The sequence below is a fragment of the Kocuria sp. ICS0012 genome (assembly GCF_001665945.1).
GTDB lineage: Bacteria > Actinomycetota > Actinomycetes > Actinomycetales > Micrococcaceae > Kocuria > Kocuria marina.
Genome location: NZ_LZMM01000005.1, coordinates 1 through 16,708, shown reverse-complemented (window position 1 = coordinate 16,708; position 16,708 = coordinate 1). Strand labels below are relative to the sequence as shown.

Below are 16,708 nucleotides of genomic sequence, written 5' to 3'. Positions count from 1 at the left end.
CCGGGCCCCGCGGCGCGTGCCGGCCCGGCCCCCCCGCCCCCCCGCCCCCCGCCCGCCCGCGCGCCCCGCCCGCCCCCCCCGCCCCCCCCCGCCCCGCCCCCCCCCCCCCCCGCCCCCCCGCGGGGGGCCGCCCCCCCCCCCCACCCCCCGCACACCACGCACGGCCCCCACCCCCGGCGGCGCCCCTTCCTTGTCATGTGTCCTTCACATCATATGTCCCTCACGGGCCGGGCTTGCGGCCCCACAGGATCACGTTGGTGCCCAGGTACTTGGTCTCGAAGTCCACGTCCGTGAAGCCGACCTCGCGCATGAGCTGCGCGACCTGCGTGGGCTGCATGAATCCGAGGGTGGAGCTCTCCAGGTAGGAGTAAGCGTCCTTGTCCTTGGCGACCACCCGTCCTAGCAGGGGCAACACAATCCGCATCCCCGCGGTGACCGCGAGCTTGAGCAGCCCCCGGGGCGGTGCCGTCTCCAGGACGACCACCCGCCCCCCGGGCGCGAGCACACGGAACTGTTCGCTGAGTACGCGCGGGACGTCGCTCACGTTGCGCAGCAGGTAACCGTGGGTCACCGCTTCGAAGGATTCGTCCGCGTACTCCAGCGAGTGGGCGTCCGCGAACTCCCACGCGATGCCGTCCGCGCCGGGCTTCGTGCGGGCGCGCTCGAGCATGTTCTCGGAGAAGTCCACCGCCGTGATCTCGGCGCGGGGTTCACGACGCCGCGCGGCCAGCGCGATCTCCCCCGTGCCCGTGGCGATGTCCAGCAGCCGGCCGCCCGGCGTCACGGCCGCCCGCCGGGCCACCTCGCGGCACCACTGGGCGTGCCGACCCAGGGTCATCAGCGTGTTGATCCGGTCGTAGGAGTCCGTGATCCGGTCGAAGATGCCCTGGACCTTCGTATCCCGTTCGGTCATAGAGTGCTTACCGTTCTTGTTCACCGAGGACATCAGTCCAGGTAGTCCCGCAGCACCTGCGAGCGGGACGGGTGACGCAGCTTGGACATGGTCTTGGACTCTATCTGGCGAATCCGCTCACGGGTGACGCCGTAGACCTTCCCGATTTCGTCCAGGGTCTTGGGCTGACCGTCCGTGAGCCCGAAGCGCATGGCCACCACACCGGCCTCGCGTTCGGAGAGCGTGTCCAGCACCGAGTGCAACTGCTCCTGCAGCAGCGTGAAGGACACGGCGTCCGCGGGGACCACGGCCTCGGAGTCCTCGATCAGGTCGCCGAACTCGGAGTCACCGTCCTCACCGAGCGGCGTGTGCAACGAAATGGGTTCGCGACCGTACTTCTGGACCTCCACGACCTTCTCGGGGGTCATGTCGAGCTCATTGGCGAGCTCCTCCGGGGTGGGTTCGCGCCCCAGGTCCTGCAGCATCTGGCGCTGCACGCGGGCCAGCTTGTTGATGACCTCGACCATGTGCACCGGGATGCGGATGGTGCGGGCCTGGTCCGCCATGGCGCGGGTGATGGCCTGGCGGATCCACCACGTTGCGTACGTGGAGAACTTGAAGCCCTTGGTGTAGTCGAATTTCTCGACCGCGCGGATCAGGCCCAGGTTGCCCTCCTGAATCAGGTCCAGGAACAGCATGCCGCGGCCCGTGTAGCGCTTGGCCAGGGACACCACGAGGCGCAGGTTGGCCTCGAGCAGGTGGTTCTTGGCGCGGCGGCCGTCGTGGATCACCCAGCGGTAGGCGCGGCGGGTGTCCGCGTCCATGGAGTCCTGTTCGTCCGCGAACTTGTGCTCGGCGTACAGCCCGGCCTCGATGCGCAGGGCCAGGTCCACCTCCTGTTCCGCGTTGAGCAGCGCGACCTTTCCGATCTGCTTGAGGTAGTCCTTGACGGGGTCCGCGGTGGCACCGGCGACGACCACCTGCTGGGCGGGAGCGTCGTCGTCGTCGTTGTTGGTCAGCACGAAGCCGCGCGCACTCTTGTCCTGGCGGCCCTTCATGAGCGGGGCCGATTCCTCCACTGAGGCCTGCTGGGACTCCTGGGTGTCCTCGTCCTCGAGGTCCTCCGGGGTGTCCTCGGGCACCAATTCGTCCTCGGCGAGCGCCTCCTCGACGGGATCCGCCTTCTTCCGACCGCGTCCGCCCGCGGGGGCCTTGGCGGCGGGCTTCGCGGCGGTTTTGGTGGTCTTGCGGGTACCCGTGGACTTGGCGGTGCCCTCCGCGGAGTCCGCGGTGGTCTTGGTGCGGGTCGTGGACTTGGTCGCCGCGTTCTTGGTCGCGGCCGTCTTCTTGGCGGCGGTCTTCCGGGTGGCGGTCTTCTTCGCCGCGGGCGCGGCGGTGTCTGTCTTGTTCGACGCCGCCGCGTCCGATGTGGCAGCGGTGGTCTGCGACGACGCCGCGGCGGTCCCCCGCGTGGCGGAAGCGCTCTTCTTAGCGGCGGTGCTCTTGCGCGCCACAGTCTTCTTGGCCGCGGCGGCCCGCTTCACGGCGGGCTTCTTAGCAGCGCCACTCGTGCTAGCGCCGCCCGTGCCTGCCTGAGAAGTGGTCTCAGCGGGGTCCGTCTGCGCCGTGGAGGCCTGAGAAGCGGACGCGGTCTTGCTGGCAGCTGGTGACACGGAGAACCTTTCGTTGGACAGATCTACGGGTGCGCACCGCATCAGCGGCCAACACACCTATGACCCTGTCAAGTCCGGCGTGGTGACACGGGGTCCCGCCGAGACTCTGAGGGCCTTATTCGCCCTAACACCGACCCTTCGCAGTTTGTTCCCGCACACCATGAAAAAATTTCGCCCGCCCCCGTTACCTCTAGCGATGTGCCCCCATCACCCCTGGTCCGAGGCACCGCGTTCCCACACGCCCCGGCCTGGCCACGCGGTACGCCGGTCCACGCACCACCACGGCGTGGGCTGGTGCCGCAACCGGTGCGCCACGTCGGCCGCCGCGGAACGGCCGGGCATCGCGGATCGTTCGGACCCCGCGGCACCCTCCCGGTTCGCGCAGCGTGCGAGCAACCGCGACGCCGTGTGGGCGCGACCCCGGTACACCTCGAGCTGCGCCAAGGTGGCCACGACGCTCGCGGCAGCCGCGGTCAAGGGTTGCCGGTCACTCGAGGGGTTTGGGTCACTTGACGGCTCTCGGTCACCCGACGTCTCCCGGGAATCCGACAAATCTCGAGGACCCAACGACTCCCGCGAGCCCGCCACGATCTCGGTGGGGTCGGCGAGCGGGTCGCGCCCCGCACCCAGGATCCCGTCCAGCACCTGCAACACCCGGTACGCACCGTCCAGGGTGTCCCAGTCCGGCGGGCCGTCCCATTCCCCGGCCACCGCGACCACGCAGCGCAGGGCCTCGTCGATCTCGTCCTGCGAGGGCTCGGACCCCGCGATGCCGCCGCCCAGTCGCACCATGGCGGCCCGCAACCCTGCGAGCGCCGCCGCGGCCCGAGCGGTGCTCCCGCTCAACCACGCGTACAGCAGCGCGTCCCTGACGAGGTCGTCGTGCACCCCCTCGATCAGCAGCGCGAGATGTCCGTCCGACAGACCCAGGACGGCATCCACCCAGTGCTGCCTGTCCGCCTGGACGCAACGCACCGCGCGGTGCCACGCCGTCAACGGATGCCGCGGATCGGGGTCGATGGTGGGCGGCGTCGGACCCGGCACCGTGGTCCGCGCAGGTGCGGAATCGCCGTCGTCCGTGCGCAGTCGCTCCCACGCACGCGTGACATGCTGTGCCCTCCGGGCGAACCGGTGCCGCCACCGCGGATGGTGCTCGGGCGCATCCGGTTCGGCAGCGCTACCCAGTGCGATCATCTGGGCGTTGACCGCGCTGTCCCGGATCAGCTCGACGGGCAACGCCCGGTCCGGTTCCGCGAGGTCCCACCAGTGCTGCGGACCCACCACGAGGGCGCGTAACACGGTGAGTCCCGCCCGTTCCACGGCGCACTCCCACCGGGCCGCGGCCACGGCCTCGCGATCCATCCCGCCCTCGAGGGCCTGGTCCGAGTACACCGTCACGACCACCTCCCCGCAGTGACGCACACGCGCGAGGACCTCGGCGAGCTCCGCACCGAGCTCGTACGGATCGGTCTCCACGGTGGGTGAGTTCATGCTCAGGCACAGGGCGCTGCTGTCGGCCACGGGGAAGAACAGCACCGAGGTGTTACGGGGCTGGCGACCCACCTGATGAGGGATCAGCGCGAGGAGGTCCTCGGTGCTGCGGATGCGAACGGTGTCGGCGGCTTCATGGGAAATGGTCATGACGCCACCCTGGCGACCGGACGCCCCTCGGTGGGGTCGGTCCGCGCGCATGTGCACGAGCTCGCTCCCGACACACCCCGGGGCGGTGCTGTGGAGGGCGCTTGCCGCGGTGGACGAAGTGGGGCGCCGTCGGCGGTGGGCGAAGTGGGGTGCCGTCGGCGGTGGAGCGGTAGGGCGTGGCGAGCCGGAGCCGTAATGGGACGCGCGGCGCGGGTTCCCACTCACCCAGGGGTCAGACGGAATCGGGGCCGTGCACCCGGCGCACCTTGCGTGTGCAGCGAAGGATCGCGACCGTGCCCACGAGGGCCACGAGGGCCTGGGCGGCGATCGCGGGACGGAACGCATCGGCGTCGTACAGCGTGGGTGTGATCCCGGCGCCGAACAGCAGGTCGAGCACGAGCCCCGTGACGTAGATCGCGAGCAGGGACGCCGCGAACCCGCCCACGTTGGCGAGTCCCGTGGCGGTGCCGTTGCGCTGCGGCGGGTTGAAGGAGCGCACGATGTCGAACGCCAGCATGGACGCGGGCAGGGACAGAGCGATCATGCACACGGCCACGTAGACGACCACGGCGGGGGCGTGGCCCGGCCAGACGAGCAGTGCCGTCCACCCGGCCCAGCTCACGAGCACGCATGCCAGGGACAGTGTGGAGCGCCGGCGCGCGAAGCGCGCACTGAGTTTGCCGATCACCGGCGCCACCGCCACGTTGAACACCACGTACACGGTCATCACGGCGGAGGCCTGCGTGGGGTCCAGCCCCTGTGCGTTCTGCAGGTACGGGTACGCCCACATGAGGGCGAACGTGTTGCCCACGAACTGCACGGTGAAGTGGACCCAGAAGCCCAGCTGGGTCCCCGGTTCCTTGATGGCCTGCCCCATGGAGGTGCGCACGGTCGCCAAGGAGATCGCGTCGTTGAGCTCACGCGCGCCCGGCGGGTTGCTGCGCAGGAACAGGCCGGAGAGCACCGCGGCGAGCAGGGCGATCGCCGCCATGACCGCGAAGGACGGCACCCAGCCGACCACGTGGAGCAACGCCGCGAACGGGATCACGGAGAAGAGCTGGCCCAGGTTGCCCGTCATGCCCACGACCTGGGTGAGCATGGGTACCTTCAGCGCGGAGAACCACACGGGGAGCAAGCGCATGACGCACACGAACGTGGCGGCGTCGCCGGCGCCCACGAGGATGCGACCCACCACGCCCTCGGCCACGGACTGCGCCGCGGCCAATTGCAGTTGTCCCGCCGCCATGGCCACGGCCCCCACGGTGATGAGGATGCGCGGGCCGAACCGGTCCACGAGCACCCCCACGGGCACCTGTAGTGCCGCATAGACGAGCACCTGCATCATGGAGAACAGGGACAACCCCGAGGCCGCGGTCTGGAACCGGTCGGCGGCCTCCACCGTGGCCACGCCGAAACTCGTGCGCTGCGCGACCGCGGAGAAGTACGCGAAAACACCCACCGCGAAAATCAACCATGCGGTGGGTGAGTCCTTGTACCGGGACGGACGAGGTGCAACCGGTTCGGGCATGCGGATGGGCCTCCCACGGGCTCGGCGACGGAGGCCCATGCATACCGGGTGCGGGGCCCTACTCTCGGTGGTCCTCCGGGTCGCTCTGCGCGGCCAAGAACGCCTCCGCGGCGGCACCGAGGTCGTCGGCGTCGGGCAGGTCGGCGTCGTCGGGCCCGGCGAGAATCGAACGACGGGCGGACGCGTCCACCACGTCATCGTATCGCCGTTCCATGTTCTGGATGACACCCTGGACCTCGGGCGAGGAGTTCGCCTGCGCGTCGATCTGACGGATCACGTCCCGGGAGGCCTCCCGCAGCTCGTCCGTGGGCAGAGTGCGCCCGGTCACGGCACTGAGATACTCGAGGGCCGCGACGGCCGCCTGCGGAAGGTAGGACTCCGCGAGGTACTGCGGCACGTGCACGGACAACCCCACGTGATCGATCCCACCCTCCTGCAATCGCAGTTCGAGCAGGTGCGAGGCGGATGCGCTGACCTCGAACGTGGGCTTGTTGCCGTCGATCCGGGGCAGCAGATCCGCACGCGGACCATGGGCGGTCACCAGGATGGGCCGCGTGTGCGGCACGGGCATGGGGATCCCTCCCACGAGCGCCACGAGACTCACCCGCAGTCGTTGCGCGAGCCCCACCACGGCGGAGCTGAACCGCTCCCACTGGGTGTCAGGCTCGGGTCCGGTGAGCAACAAGAAGTGCCGGTCCAGCCCGTCGGTGACCACATGCAGGTTCAGCTCGGGCGCCTCGAAGTCCTCGAAGTGGTCCTCCGAGAACTTCACGTGGGGGCGCCGGGAGCGGTAGTCGTAGAGCTGGTCCAGGTCGAAACGGACCACGGTCTCGCTCGGCATGGAGTCGAGGATGACGGCCTCGATCTGACCGGCCAGGTGGCCGGCCTCCACGTATCCGGACAGCGCCACGATCATGGGCAGCCCACGCAATCGCTCGTCTCCCAGCAACGCGGGATTCCCCAGATACAGGGCCGTGGGATCCAGCACACTTCCTCCTCGTCGAATCATGGGCGCGGCACAGGGGCGCCGACGCTCGTGAGAAGGGAACGCCCGGAGCGACCCCGCCTATTCCCCGCTTCCCCGGGGCTGTGCTGGCTAGGATCGGAGTCGTGCGCGCCATACGAACGCCGCGCACGTCGCGGCCATCCGTACCGCGCCGCATCGTCGTCAGCCACCCGTGAAAGGACACGACAGTGACCACACCGCAGGACATCCTGGCCACCCACGAGGTACGCCTCGAGAGCAGCACCAAGCCCCTGGGCACCTCCGCAGACGCCCTCGTGCTGGGGGTACGCCACGACGGCGAGCTCGCGGTACCGAGCGACGTCAAGGCGGGCGTGCGGCGTCGTCTGACGGAGCTCGCCGAACGGGCCCGGGTCTCCGGCGGGCTCGACCGCGTGCTCGTGGTGCCCGCCCCGGACGAGGTGGACGCGCGGTCCGTCGTGTTCACGGGACTGGGCCGTGGTGAGGACGACGAGCGTGGCGAGAACCTGCGCCAAGCGGCCGGTGCTGCGGCGCGGACCCTGCGCGGGGCGGCCGAAACCGCCGTGTTCGCGCTGCCCGTGGCCTCCGAGACCGAGGTCCAGGCCGTGGCCGAGGGGATCGGGCTGGGCGCGTTCAACTACGTCACGCAGAAGTCCCGCACGGCCTCCGAGGCCGACGTTCCGCTGAGCGCGGCGACCGTGGTCGTACCCAAGAACCTCGGCAAGACCGCGAAGGACGCCGTCATCCGGGCCGCCCAGGTGGCGCGCGCCGTGCGCCTGACGCGCACCCTCGTGGACCTCTCCCCCGACACCGCGACCCCCGAGTTCGTCGCGGCCGTGGCGACCACCGCCGCGAAGGGCACGAAGGTCTCGGTCGAGGTGCTCGCCGAGAAGGAACTGACCCGCGGCGGTTACGGCGGCCTGCTGGGCGTGGGGCGGGGCTCCGTGAACGGGCCGCGCCTGGTCAAGCTGCAGTGGTCCCCGGCCCGCGCCAAGAAGCACGTGGCGCTCGTGGGCAAGGGCATTACGTTCGACTCCGGCGGCCTGTCGTTGAAGCCGCCGGCCTCGATGATGACCATGAAGTCGGACATGGCCGGTGCCGCCGCGGTGCTCAGCACCGTCCTCGCGGCCGCTGCGCTCCAGTTGCCCGTGACCGTGACGGGCTGGCTGTGCCTCGCCGAAAACCTGCCCTCCGGCTCCGCGACCCGTCCGGGTGACGTGTTGAGCATGTTCAGCGGTCACACCGTGGAGGTGTTGAACACGGACGCCGAGGGCCGCCTGGTGCTCGCGGACGGGCTGTGGGCCGCGGGCCAGGAGAACCCGGACCTGTTGCTGGACATCGCGACCCTGACGGGCGCGCAGATGGCCGCGCTCGGCGTGCGTACCGCGGGCATCATGGGCGACGACGCCGCTCGCGAACGTGTCGTGCGCGCCGCTTCCCGCGCGGGCGAATCCGCGTGGCCCATGCCGCTGCCCGAGCACCTGCGTCCGTCCCTCGACTCGTTCGTGGCGGACCTGAAGAACATGGGCGACAAGTACGGCGGGATGCTCGTGGCCGGGCTGTTCCTGCGGGAGTTCGTCCCCGAGCAGCGTGGCCGGCGGATCCCGTGGGCGCACATCGACATCGCGGGCCCCTCCTTCAACGAGTCGCAGCCCTGGGGGTACACACCCAAGGAGGGGACCGGCTTCGGGGTGCGCACCATGCTCGCGGTGGCCCAGGACCTCGCCGAGTAGGTTTTCCCCGGTCGTGCGCCACGCTGCGGGGGTCCACCGGGATGCAATGTCTGGTGAGCCCCCCGGGGTGGCGTTAGGCTGGACCCCAACCGTGACCGCCCCACACACACCCAGGATCGGGACCCGGGCGGGCATCAGAAACCAAGAACTCGAACCCCGAGGGAGCCAACGTGGCCGACAACCAATACGACATTCTGGTCCTGGGCGGAGGATCCGCCGGGTACTCCGCCGCACTGCGCGCGGTGCAGCTGGGTTACAGCGTGGCGCTGATCGAGAAGGAGAAGCTGGGAGGTACGTGCCTGCACTGGGGTTGCATCCCCACCAAGGCGTACCTGCACTCGGCCGAACTCGCCGAAGGCGCCCGGGAGTCGGAGAAGTACGGCATCAAGGCCTCCCTCGAGTCCATCGACATGGCGGCCGTACGCGAGTACAAGAACAAGGTCGTGCAGGGCAAGTACAAGGGTCTCACCGGGCTCATGAAGATGCGCAAGGTGGACGTGATCCAGGGCAACGGCAAGCTCACCGGCCCCAACACCATCGACGTGGACGGCACCACCTACACGGGTGAGCACATCATCCTGGCCACTGGTTCCTTCTCCAAGACCCTGGGCATCGAGATCGGCGGCCGCGTGATGACCTCCACCGAGGCCCTCGAGATCGACTTCGTGCCCAAGTCCGCGATCGTGCTGGGCGGCGGCGTGATCGGCTGCGAGTTCGCCTCCATGTGGCGCTCCTTCGGCGTGGACGTGACCGTGATCGAGGGTCTGCCCCACCTCGTGGCCAACGAGGACCCGGCCATCGTGAAGATCGCTGAGCGCGAGTTCAAGAAGCGCGGCATCAAGTACAACCTGGGCACGTTCTTCGAGAAGGTCGAGCAGAACGACGACGGCGCCAAGGTCACCCTCGCGGACGGCAAGGAATTCGAGGCCGAGATCGTGCTGGTGGCCGTGGGCCGCGGCCCCAACACCGAGGGCATGGGCTTCGAGGACCAGGGCATCCCCATGGACCGCGGTTTCGTGACCCCCGACGAGCGCCTGCACACGGGCGTGGCCAACATCTACGCGATCGGTGACATCGTCCCCGGCGTGCAGCTCGCCCACCGCGGCTACCAGCAGGGCCGCTTCGTGGCCGAGGAGATCGCCGGGCTCAACCCCGTGGTGGTCCCGGACATCAACGTCCCCAAGGTCACGTTCACCGAGCCCGAGATCGCCTCCGTGGGCTACTCCCAGCCCAAGGCGGAGGAGAAGTTCGGCAAGGACAACGTGGAGACCTTCGAGTACAACCTCGCTGGCAACGGCAAGAGCTCCATCCTGGGCACCGGCGGCATCATCAAGCTGGTGCGCGAGAAGGACGGACCCATCGTGGGGTTCCACGCGATCGGGACCCGCATCAGTGAGCAGATCGGTGAAGGCCAGCTCATGGTGAACTGGGAGGCCTACCCCGAGGACGTGGCGGCATTCGTCCACGCCCACCCGACCCAGAACGAGGCCATCGGTGAGGCAGCGATGGCATTGGCCGGCACTCCGCTGCACGGCTGATCCACTGCACCGGGTGCCCGCCCCACGGGGTGGGCACCCGGCCCCTCACCACCCCGGGACCGCACGGACCCGGGACACGTTGCACATTTTCCGATCTTTAGAGAGGGACGGACGACACAATGTCTGAAACCGTTAACCTGCCCGCGCTGGGCGAGTCTGTCACCGAAGGAACCGTGACCCGCTGGTTGAAGCAGGTGGGCGACGAGGTGGCCGTGGACGAGCCCTTACTCGAGGTCTCCACCGACAAGGTCGACACCGAGGTCCCCTCCCCCGTGGCCGGCGTCGTCGAGAAGATCCTGGTCGACGAGGACGAGGACGTGGAGGTCGGTGCCCCGCTGGTCGTCATCGGTGACGGCTCCGGTTCGGGTTCCGATGACTCCTCGGACGCTTCCGCCGAGGAGGTCGAGGACGCCGCGACCGAAGCCGATTCCGGTGAGAACACCGAACAGGCCGCGGAGACCGAGACCGAGCAGGCCCCCAAGGCCGACACCAAGCAGTCCTCGGGCAACTCCGTGGAGGTCACCCTGCCCGCGCTGGGTGAGTCCGTGACCGAGGGCACCGTGACCCGCTGGCTCAAGGAGGTCGGCGAGCAGATTGAGGTCGACGAGCCCCTGCTGGAGGTTTCCACCGACAAGGTCGACACCGAGGTCCCCTCCCCCGTGGCCGGGACCCTGCTGGAGATCAAGGTCCCGGAGGACGAGGACGCCGAGGTCGGCCAGGTCCTGGCGATCGTGGGCGACGAGTCCGCCGCCGGCTCCGGTGACTCCGACTCCGATAACGGTTCCTCCGACGAGTCGGGTGAGACCAGGGCCGAGCAGATCGAGGACGCCGCGACCGAAGCCGATTCCGGTGAGAACACCGAACAGGCCGCCGAGGCCAAGGCTCCCCAGAAGAGCTCCGGCTCCGAGGAGAAGCCCACTCCCGCCAAGCAGTCCGAGTCCGGTGCGTCCTCCGATTCCGGTGCCAAGTCCTCGGACTCCGGCGCCAAGGACGTCCCCGGCTACGTGACCCCGCTAGTGCGCAAGCTGGCCCGTGAGAAGGACGTGGACCTGTCCACGATCACCGGCACGGGTGTGGGTGGGCGCATCCGCAAGCAGGACGTGCTCGCCGCCGCAGAGGAGGCCGCCAAGCAGTCCGAGGCTCCCCAGGTCCAGGACACCGGCGCCAACATGGCACCGGCCGTGTCCCGCCAGAGCTCCGAGGCCCAGCCGGCCTCCACCCCCGCACCGGACGCCAAGCGCGGCACCACGGAGAAGGCCCCCCGGATCCGGATGACCATCGCCAAGCGCATGCGCGAGTCCCTGGACGTCTCCGCCCAGCTCACGCAGGTGACCGAAGTGGACATGACTCGCGTGGCCCAGCTGCGTCAGAAGGCCAAGGACCAGTTCCAGAAGCGCGAGGGCGCCAAGCTCACGTTCATGCCGTTCTTCGCCAAGGCCGTGGCCGAAGCATTGCAGGCGCACCCCGTGCTCAACGCCACGTTCAAGGAAGAGTCCAAGGAGATCGTCTACAACGCCTCCGAGGACATCGCGATCGCGGTGGACACCCCCCGCGGGTTGCTTGTGCCGGTCGTCAAGAACGCCGGTGACCTGAACCTGGGTGGTCTGGCCAAGCAGATCGCGGAAGTGGGTGCCGCCGCCAAGGACGGTTCCATCTCCCCGGATCAGCTGACCGGTGGGACCTTCACCATCACGAACATCGGTTCCTTCGGTGCCCTGTTCGACACGCCCATCATCAACCAGCCGCAGGTCGCCATCTTGGGCACGGGCACGATCGTCAAGCGCCCCATGGTGCTCACGGACGCGGACGGCAACGACACCATCGCCATCCGCCACATGTGCTACTTGTCCCTGACCTACGACCACCGTCTCGTGGACGGCGCGGACGCCGGCCGGTTCCTGGGCACGCTCAAGAAGCGCCTGGAAGCGGGTCAGTTCGAATCGGAGGTCGGCCTGTAAGGGTTGCCCCGTGACCCACCGCGGTCAACCGTTCGGTTGATTTCCCGGCCGCCGGGATGTGTTCTGGATCACTCAGAACGCATCCCGGCGGTTTCGTGTGACGGGGCTCCGATAGGCTCGAATCATGTCTTTCCTCTTCAGCCTCATGTTGTTCCTCCACTTCCTCGGTCTAGCCGTCATCATCGGCACGTGGCTCTTCACCATGAAGCGCCCCACCGTCACGTCCGGTCAGTTCTGGGCCGCGATCGTGATGCTGCTGACCGGTTTGGTCATGGTGGTCTTCCGCGAGATGCAGGACGGTTTCGCGGTCAACCACATGAAGATCGGCGTCAAACTGATCATCCTGCTCGTCGTGGCCGTCGCGGCGTTCATCGGGATGCGCAAGACCAAGCGCGGCGAGCCCGTGTCCACCGGGCTGGCCCACGCGGTCGGCGGTCTAGCCGTGATCAATGCCGCCGTCGCGGTGTTCTGGTGAGCCACCCGCTTCCCTGAACGTCCCCCGTTCCCACCGCAAGCCCCGGTGTCGCGCGTTCCCTTCAGATTGCGACGGCACAGGGGCTTCGCGTTGCTCACGACCCGCGGGTCAGCGCCTCCGCCCATGGGCGGCGGCTGCCTCGCAGCCACCCGTTGCGGACCTGTCGATGCCGTCGGCGCGCGGCAGCCTCCCACGGCGATCCGACCATCATGACGAGACCTTCACGAGCCGACCCTCATGTCGCAGCCGTCGCGCGGGGGCCGTCATGGGCCGCCTCTCACGGGGCGGCCTCGACCGGTGTGACGTCGGCGAGCCGCCACCCCTGCGGGGTGTGGGTCACCGAGATCCGCAGGGTCTGCAGGGCCTCGTCCCCCTGCCGGGTCACGTGGGAGCCCGAGGGTAATTCGCCGTGCCAGCCCCGCGTCCGGACCTCGGCGTCGTAGGTGCGAGTGCGGGCCGCCTCGGCGGGCGTGAGACCCGACCCGGCGCGGGGCCGCTGTTCGGTCAACCGGACGACGTCCATGCTCACACCGGACAAGGCCGTGAATCCCGATCCCGAGGTGTCCTGGGCCTTCGCGCGCTGGATCAGGTCCCGATCCCGCGCAGCGAGTCCCGAATCCGCGACGTACACTTCCGCGACGGCCGTCTCATCCCCGGCCGCGAGCGCCGCCGCGCGGGCGAACACGAGGCCTTCGACGGCCCTTCGCGCCTCACCGTCCTTGTCCTGCATGGTCTCTCCTGGCGCGGTGGTCGATCGCTCGGAGGCCTCCCTGGACGCCCCCGCAGCGTCCGGCACGGGGGTCGCCCCAGGGGACTGCGAGCTCGTTCCGGAGGGTGTCCCGGCGGTCGCATCCGGGGGCGACGACGCCGTCCCCACCCCGGCTGCCGACGTCGCACCGGATTCGGCGGGCCTGGCGACGGGCCCGCCACCGTCCCACGCGAGGAATCCCCACGCCAGGGCCGCTGCACCCAGGACTCCGGCGGCCGCGAGCCACGCCCTGCGCCGCACGGACGTGTCCACCCCGGCCACGGCGACGCCGCCCGGACTCATCCGAATCCGACGCGGGGGAACGAGCCGACGGGGAACGGGGCGCAGGGGCATGAGGCGGCGGGGCCGCACCACGGTGCCGTCCGCGCGGATGACCTCCGGGGTCATGCGTTCGGGTGGCCGGCCGACCGGTTTGCTCCGCGGTGCGGAGGCCGAGAAACCTGCGGCGAGTTCCTGCGCGGAGGGGCGCGCGGCGGGGTCGTCAGCCAGGGCGGCTTCGAGCATCAGCACGAGGTGACGCGGCGCGGCGGGACACATGAGCGTCAACGGCACCCGGTGCGACTCGGGGCCGGGGTGGCGGCCCGTGAGCGCGAGCCACCCCAGCACGCCCAGGGCATGCACGTCCTGCACCGCGGTGTATGCATCCTCCGCGGGGCCGAGCGCCACCCCGGGGTGCGCGGGCCGATCCGCGACACCCCATGGCACGGGCCCCACAGAGCTGCCCGCGGGAACGCCGTAGCCGTCCACGAGCGCGCGCCCGTCCGGCGTGAGGAGGACGTGATGCGCCGCGAGGTCCCCGTGCACCCAGCTGCGCTCGTGCAGGTGCGAAAGCGCACGAGCGACCGCCGCGAGAACCGGCGCGGTGTCCTCAGGCCGCAGCCGTCCCCGGTCGCGCACGGTGTCCTCAAGGGTCTGGCCGCGGACGTGGTCCGCCACGAGCGCCCGGGATGCACCGTCCCCGCCGAGGGTCGCGCGCACGCTCACGAGCTCGGGATGCGGTGACTCCGCCCATGCCTCGACGAGGGCGGCGATCTGCTCCTCGCCGGCCCGCCGGTGTTCGCGGTCCTCGGTCACGACGAACGTGACGGTGTACTTCTCATGGGTCGTGCGTTCCCGGGCCAGCCACGTGCGGGACCCACCGCCCTCCCCGAGCTTCTCCACGAGTTCGAGACCGTCGCGCTCGACCGTCTCGGCGGCCGGATCGCTCATCGACTCGGGCGACTCCGCACGGTCGGCGGGCTGCACACGGTGGGCGGGTACCGAATGGCCGGCGGATACCGCACTAGCGGAGGGGGCCGCACCCGGGGACGCCGCGGCGTCGTCGTACCCCTCGCGGCCGTGACGACGCCGCTCACCCGCGCGCACGGCCCGCACGCGGTCCCGCGCGCTGTGCCCACGCGACGGCGCGGACGCGTCACGGGTCCTGGACGGCGCCTCGAGCTGCTCCGGTTCCTGCTCTGCGTTCATGACCCCACTGTGCCGGGAAACACGGCGGCCCGCTCGCGTTATCCACAGACGGGCGGAAGGGATAGGCTGGCGGAATGGCTCTGCACTTCGAACGCATCGGTCTGGCACCGGACTTCGTGAACTACCGCGAGTGCTTGGACCTGCAGCGGGAGGTCCACGGCGAGGTCGTGGCCGGAACCCGCGGCAACACGGTGCTGATGGTGGAACACGAACCCGTCTACACCGCCGGGCGCCGCACTGAGAAGCACGAGTACCCGTGGGACGGCACGGACGTGGTCCCGATCGGCCGGGGCGGGAAACTGACCTACCACGGCCCCGGGATGCTCGTGGGGTATCCCATCGTGCGCTTGCCGATCCCCTTGGACGTGGTGCGCTTCGTGCGTGTCCTGGAAGAGGTCATCATCGCCGTGGTCCGTGACTTCGGCGTGCCCGCGACCACCGTGGAGGGCCGGTCCGGCGCGTGGGTGCTCGCGGACGAGCGGGGCCCCGATCGCAAGATCTCGGCGATCGGCGTGCAGGTCTCCAAGCGTGCGACGATGCATGGTTTCGCCTTGAACTGCTCGAACGACCTGCGCCCGTTCGGCAAGATCATCCCGTGCGGGATCACGGACGCTGGCGTGACCTCGATCAGCCAGGAGACCGGGAATCGGATCGACCCGGCGGACGTTGTGCAGCGTATGGAGCAGGAACTCGCGGCCCGTGAGGCGGACCTGTGCGTCGCCTTCGAACCCGATGTCCCGGCACCGCCCGTGCGACTGCCGCACACGGGTGACTCCCGAGCGAGGGACGCCACACCCACCGCGGTGTCCTGACCGGGCCACAGCCACCGCACGAATCGCGGATCGTCGAGAACAGACCCCTGAGAACGGCCCGACCCGCTCATCCGCGTGGACCGGGCCCCGCCAGCGCCACCAGCGAGGAGTACTCATGACCATCGCCCCCGAAGGCCGCAAACTGCTGCGCGTCGAGGCACGCAACGCCGAGGTGCCCATCGAGAAGAAGCCCTCGTGGTTGAAGAACACCGCCAAGATGGGACCCCAGTTCACGGAACTGAAGTCCATGGCCCGGGGTCGCGGGCTGCACACGGTGTGCGAGGAAGCAGGGTGTCCCAACATCTACGAGTGCTGGGAGGACCGTGAGGCCACGTTCCTGATCGGCGGGGACACGTGCACGCGCCGCTGCGACTTCTGCGACATCGCCACGGGCAAGCCGGGCATGGTGGACGTCGCCGAGCCTCGCAAGGTCGCCGAGTCCGTGCGTGACCTGGGACTGCGCTACGCGACCGTGACCTCGGTGGCCCGTGACGACCTCGCGGACGGCGGCGCATGGCTCAACGCCGAGACCATTCGCGCGATCCACGCCCTGAACCCGAGCACGGGTGTGGAGATCCTGATCCCCGACTTCAAGGGTCAGCCGGACGCCCTGCAGCAGGTCATCGACGCCCAGCCCGAGGTCTTCGCGCACAACCTGGAGACCGTCCCCCGCATCTTCCGCCAGATTCGTCCCGCGTTCGCGTACGAACGGTCCCTGGACGTCCTGACCCAGGGCAAGGAGAACGGGATGATCGTGAAGTCCAACCTGATCCTCGGCATGGGCGAGACCGACGACGAGGTCTACGAGGCGCTGTGCGACCTGCACGACGCCGGCTGCGACATCATCACCCTCACCCAGTACCTGCGCCCCGGCCCCACGTTCCACCCGATCGACCGCTGGGTGAAGCCGGAAACCTTCGTGGAGCTGTCCAAGCAGGCCGAGGAGATCGGCTTCCTGGGCGTGATGGCTGGGCCCATGGTGCGTTCCAGCTACCGCGCCGGCAAGCTGTGGGCACGCGCCATGAAGAAGATGGGCCGCGAGATCCCCGAGCACCTGTCCCACATCGACGACTCGGGTTCCGCGAGCCAGGAAGCCTCCTCCTTGTTGGCCCGCCTGGGCTGACGCCCGAACCAACACCGCTCCGCGGGCGCCCCCCCCCCCCGGGCGCGGGGGGGGGGGGGGGGGCGGGGGGGCGCGGCGCCCGCGGGGGGGGGGGCCGGCCCCCCCCCCCCGCGC

Annotated in this window: 12 protein-coding genes; 6 read left to right on the top strand and 6 right to left on the bottom strand. The window is 69.8% G+C overall.

Annotation, left to right across the window (positions count from 1 at the left end; all coding sequences use genetic code 11):
* Positions 1–220: 220 nt before the first annotated feature.
* The 5 genes from A5728_RS00405 to A5728_RS00385 all read right to left on the bottom strand — a co-directional run bounded on the left by A5728_RS00405 (position 221) and on the right by A5728_RS00385 (position 6,722).
* Positions 221–946, bottom strand: coding sequence for a ubiquinone/menaquinone biosynthesis methyltransferase (locus A5728_RS00405; protein WP_231885415.1), 726 nt, complete (start codon positions 944–946; stop codon positions 221–223).
* Positions 946–2,565, bottom strand: coding sequence for an RNA polymerase sigma factor (locus tag A5728_RS00400; protein WP_064845180.1), 1,620 nt, complete (start codon positions 2,563–2,565; stop codon positions 946–948). The genes A5728_RS00405 and A5728_RS00400 overlap by 1 nt, the downstream gene beginning before the upstream one ends.
* 207 nt (positions 2,566–2,772) lie before the next feature.
* Positions 2,773–4,206, bottom strand: coding sequence for a DUF4192 family protein (locus A5728_RS00395; RefSeq protein WP_064845179.1), 1,434 nt, complete (start codon positions 4,204–4,206; stop codon positions 2,773–2,775).
* Positions 4,207–4,438: 232 nt separating this feature from the next.
* A complete protein-coding gene (locus A5728_RS00390) occupies positions 4,439–5,734 on the bottom strand; it encodes a nitrate/nitrite transporter (RefSeq protein WP_064845178.1) in 1,296 nt (431 codons plus the stop codon).
* Between the two features lie 58 nt (positions 5,735–5,792).
* Positions 5,793–6,722, bottom strand: a complete 930-nt coding sequence (locus A5728_RS00385) for a proteasome assembly chaperone family protein (RefSeq protein ID WP_179861265.1) — start codon at positions 6,720–6,722, stop codon at positions 5,793–5,795.
* Positions 6,723–6,928: 206 nt separating this feature from the next.
* Between A5728_RS00385 and A5728_RS00380 the strand changes: the two genes are divergently transcribed.
* The 4 genes from A5728_RS00380 to A5728_RS00365 all read left to right on the top strand — a co-directional run bounded on the left by A5728_RS00380 (position 6,929) and on the right by A5728_RS00365 (position 12,423).
* Entirely contained in the window at positions 6,929–8,452 is a 1,524-nt protein-coding gene (locus A5728_RS00380; protein WP_064845176.1) for a leucyl aminopeptidase, read from the top strand.
* Between the two features lie 170 nt (positions 8,453–8,622).
* Positions 8,623–9,990: a dihydrolipoyl dehydrogenase gene (lpdA, locus tag A5728_RS00375; protein WP_064845175.1), complete on the top strand. Its 1,368-nt coding sequence runs from the start codon at positions 8,623–8,625 to the stop codon at positions 9,988–9,990.
* 119 nt (positions 9,991–10,109) lie between these two features.
* Positions 10,110–11,948: a 2-oxoglutarate dehydrogenase, E2 component, dihydrolipoamide succinyltransferase gene (gene sucB / locus A5728_RS00370; protein ID WP_064845174.1), complete on the top strand. Its 1,839-nt coding sequence runs from the start codon at positions 10,110–10,112 to the stop codon at positions 11,946–11,948.
* Between the two features lie 124 nt (positions 11,949–12,072).
* A complete protein-coding gene (locus tag A5728_RS00365; protein WP_035961358.1) occupies positions 12,073–12,423 on the top strand; it encodes a hypothetical protein in 351 nt (116 codons plus the stop codon).
* Positions 12,424–12,700: 277 nt separating this feature from the next.
* Here the strand turns inward: A5728_RS00365 and A5728_RS00360 are convergent, their stop codons facing one another.
* The gene (locus tag A5728_RS00360; protein ID WP_064845173.1) at positions 12,701–14,659 is read right to left on the bottom strand and encodes a protein kinase; all 1,959 of its coding nucleotides are present in this window, start codon (positions 14,657–14,659) and stop codon (positions 12,701–12,703) included.
* A 74-nt stretch (positions 14,660–14,733) separates the two neighbouring features.
* Between A5728_RS00360 and lipB the strand changes: the two genes are divergently transcribed.
* Both lipB and lipA read left to right on the top strand, forming a co-directional pair.
* A complete protein-coding gene (gene lipB, locus A5728_RS00355; RefSeq protein ID WP_064845172.1) occupies positions 14,734–15,471 on the top strand; it encodes a lipoyl(octanoyl) transferase LipB in 738 nt (245 codons plus the stop codon).
* 115 nt (positions 15,472–15,586) lie between these two features.
* Positions 15,587–16,594: a lipoyl synthase gene (gene lipA, locus A5728_RS00350; protein WP_064845171.1), complete on the top strand. Its 1,008-nt coding sequence runs from the start codon at positions 15,587–15,589 to the stop codon at positions 16,592–16,594.
* Positions 16,595–16,708 lie beyond the last annotated feature (114 nt).

What these genes read in the sequence shown, in the direction of transcription:
- lipB (WP_064845172.1), top strand. Translation starts at nt 14,734, where the DNA reads ATGGCTCTGCACTTCGAACGCATCGGTCTGGCACCGGACTTCGTGAAC.
- lipA (WP_064845171.1), top strand. Translation starts at nt 15,587, where the DNA reads ATGACCATCGCCCCCGAAGGCCGCAAACTGCTGCGCGTCGAGGCACGC.
- A5728_RS00365 (WP_035961358.1), top strand. Translation starts at nt 12,073, where the DNA reads ATGTCTTTCCTCTTCAGCCTCATGTTGTTCCTCCACTTCCTCGGTCTA.
- A5728_RS00405 (WP_231885415.1), bottom strand. Translation starts at nt 946, where the DNA reads ATGTCCTCGGTGAACAAGAACGGTAAGCACTCTATGACCGAACGGGAT.
- A5728_RS00360 (WP_064845173.1), bottom strand. Translation starts at nt 14,659, where the DNA reads ATGAACGCAGAGCAGGAACCGGAGCAGCTCGAGGCGCCGTCCAGGACC.
- A5728_RS00395 (WP_064845179.1), bottom strand. Translation starts at nt 4,206, where the DNA reads ATGACCATTTCCCATGAAGCCGCCGACACCGTTCGCATCCGCAGCACC.
- A5728_RS00390 (WP_064845178.1), bottom strand. Translation starts at nt 5,734, where the DNA reads ATGCCCGAACCGGTTGCACCTCGTCCGTCCCGGTACAAGGACTCACCC.
- sucB (WP_064845174.1), top strand. Translation starts at nt 10,110, where the DNA reads ATGTCTGAAACCGTTAACCTGCCCGCGCTGGGCGAGTCTGTCACCGAA.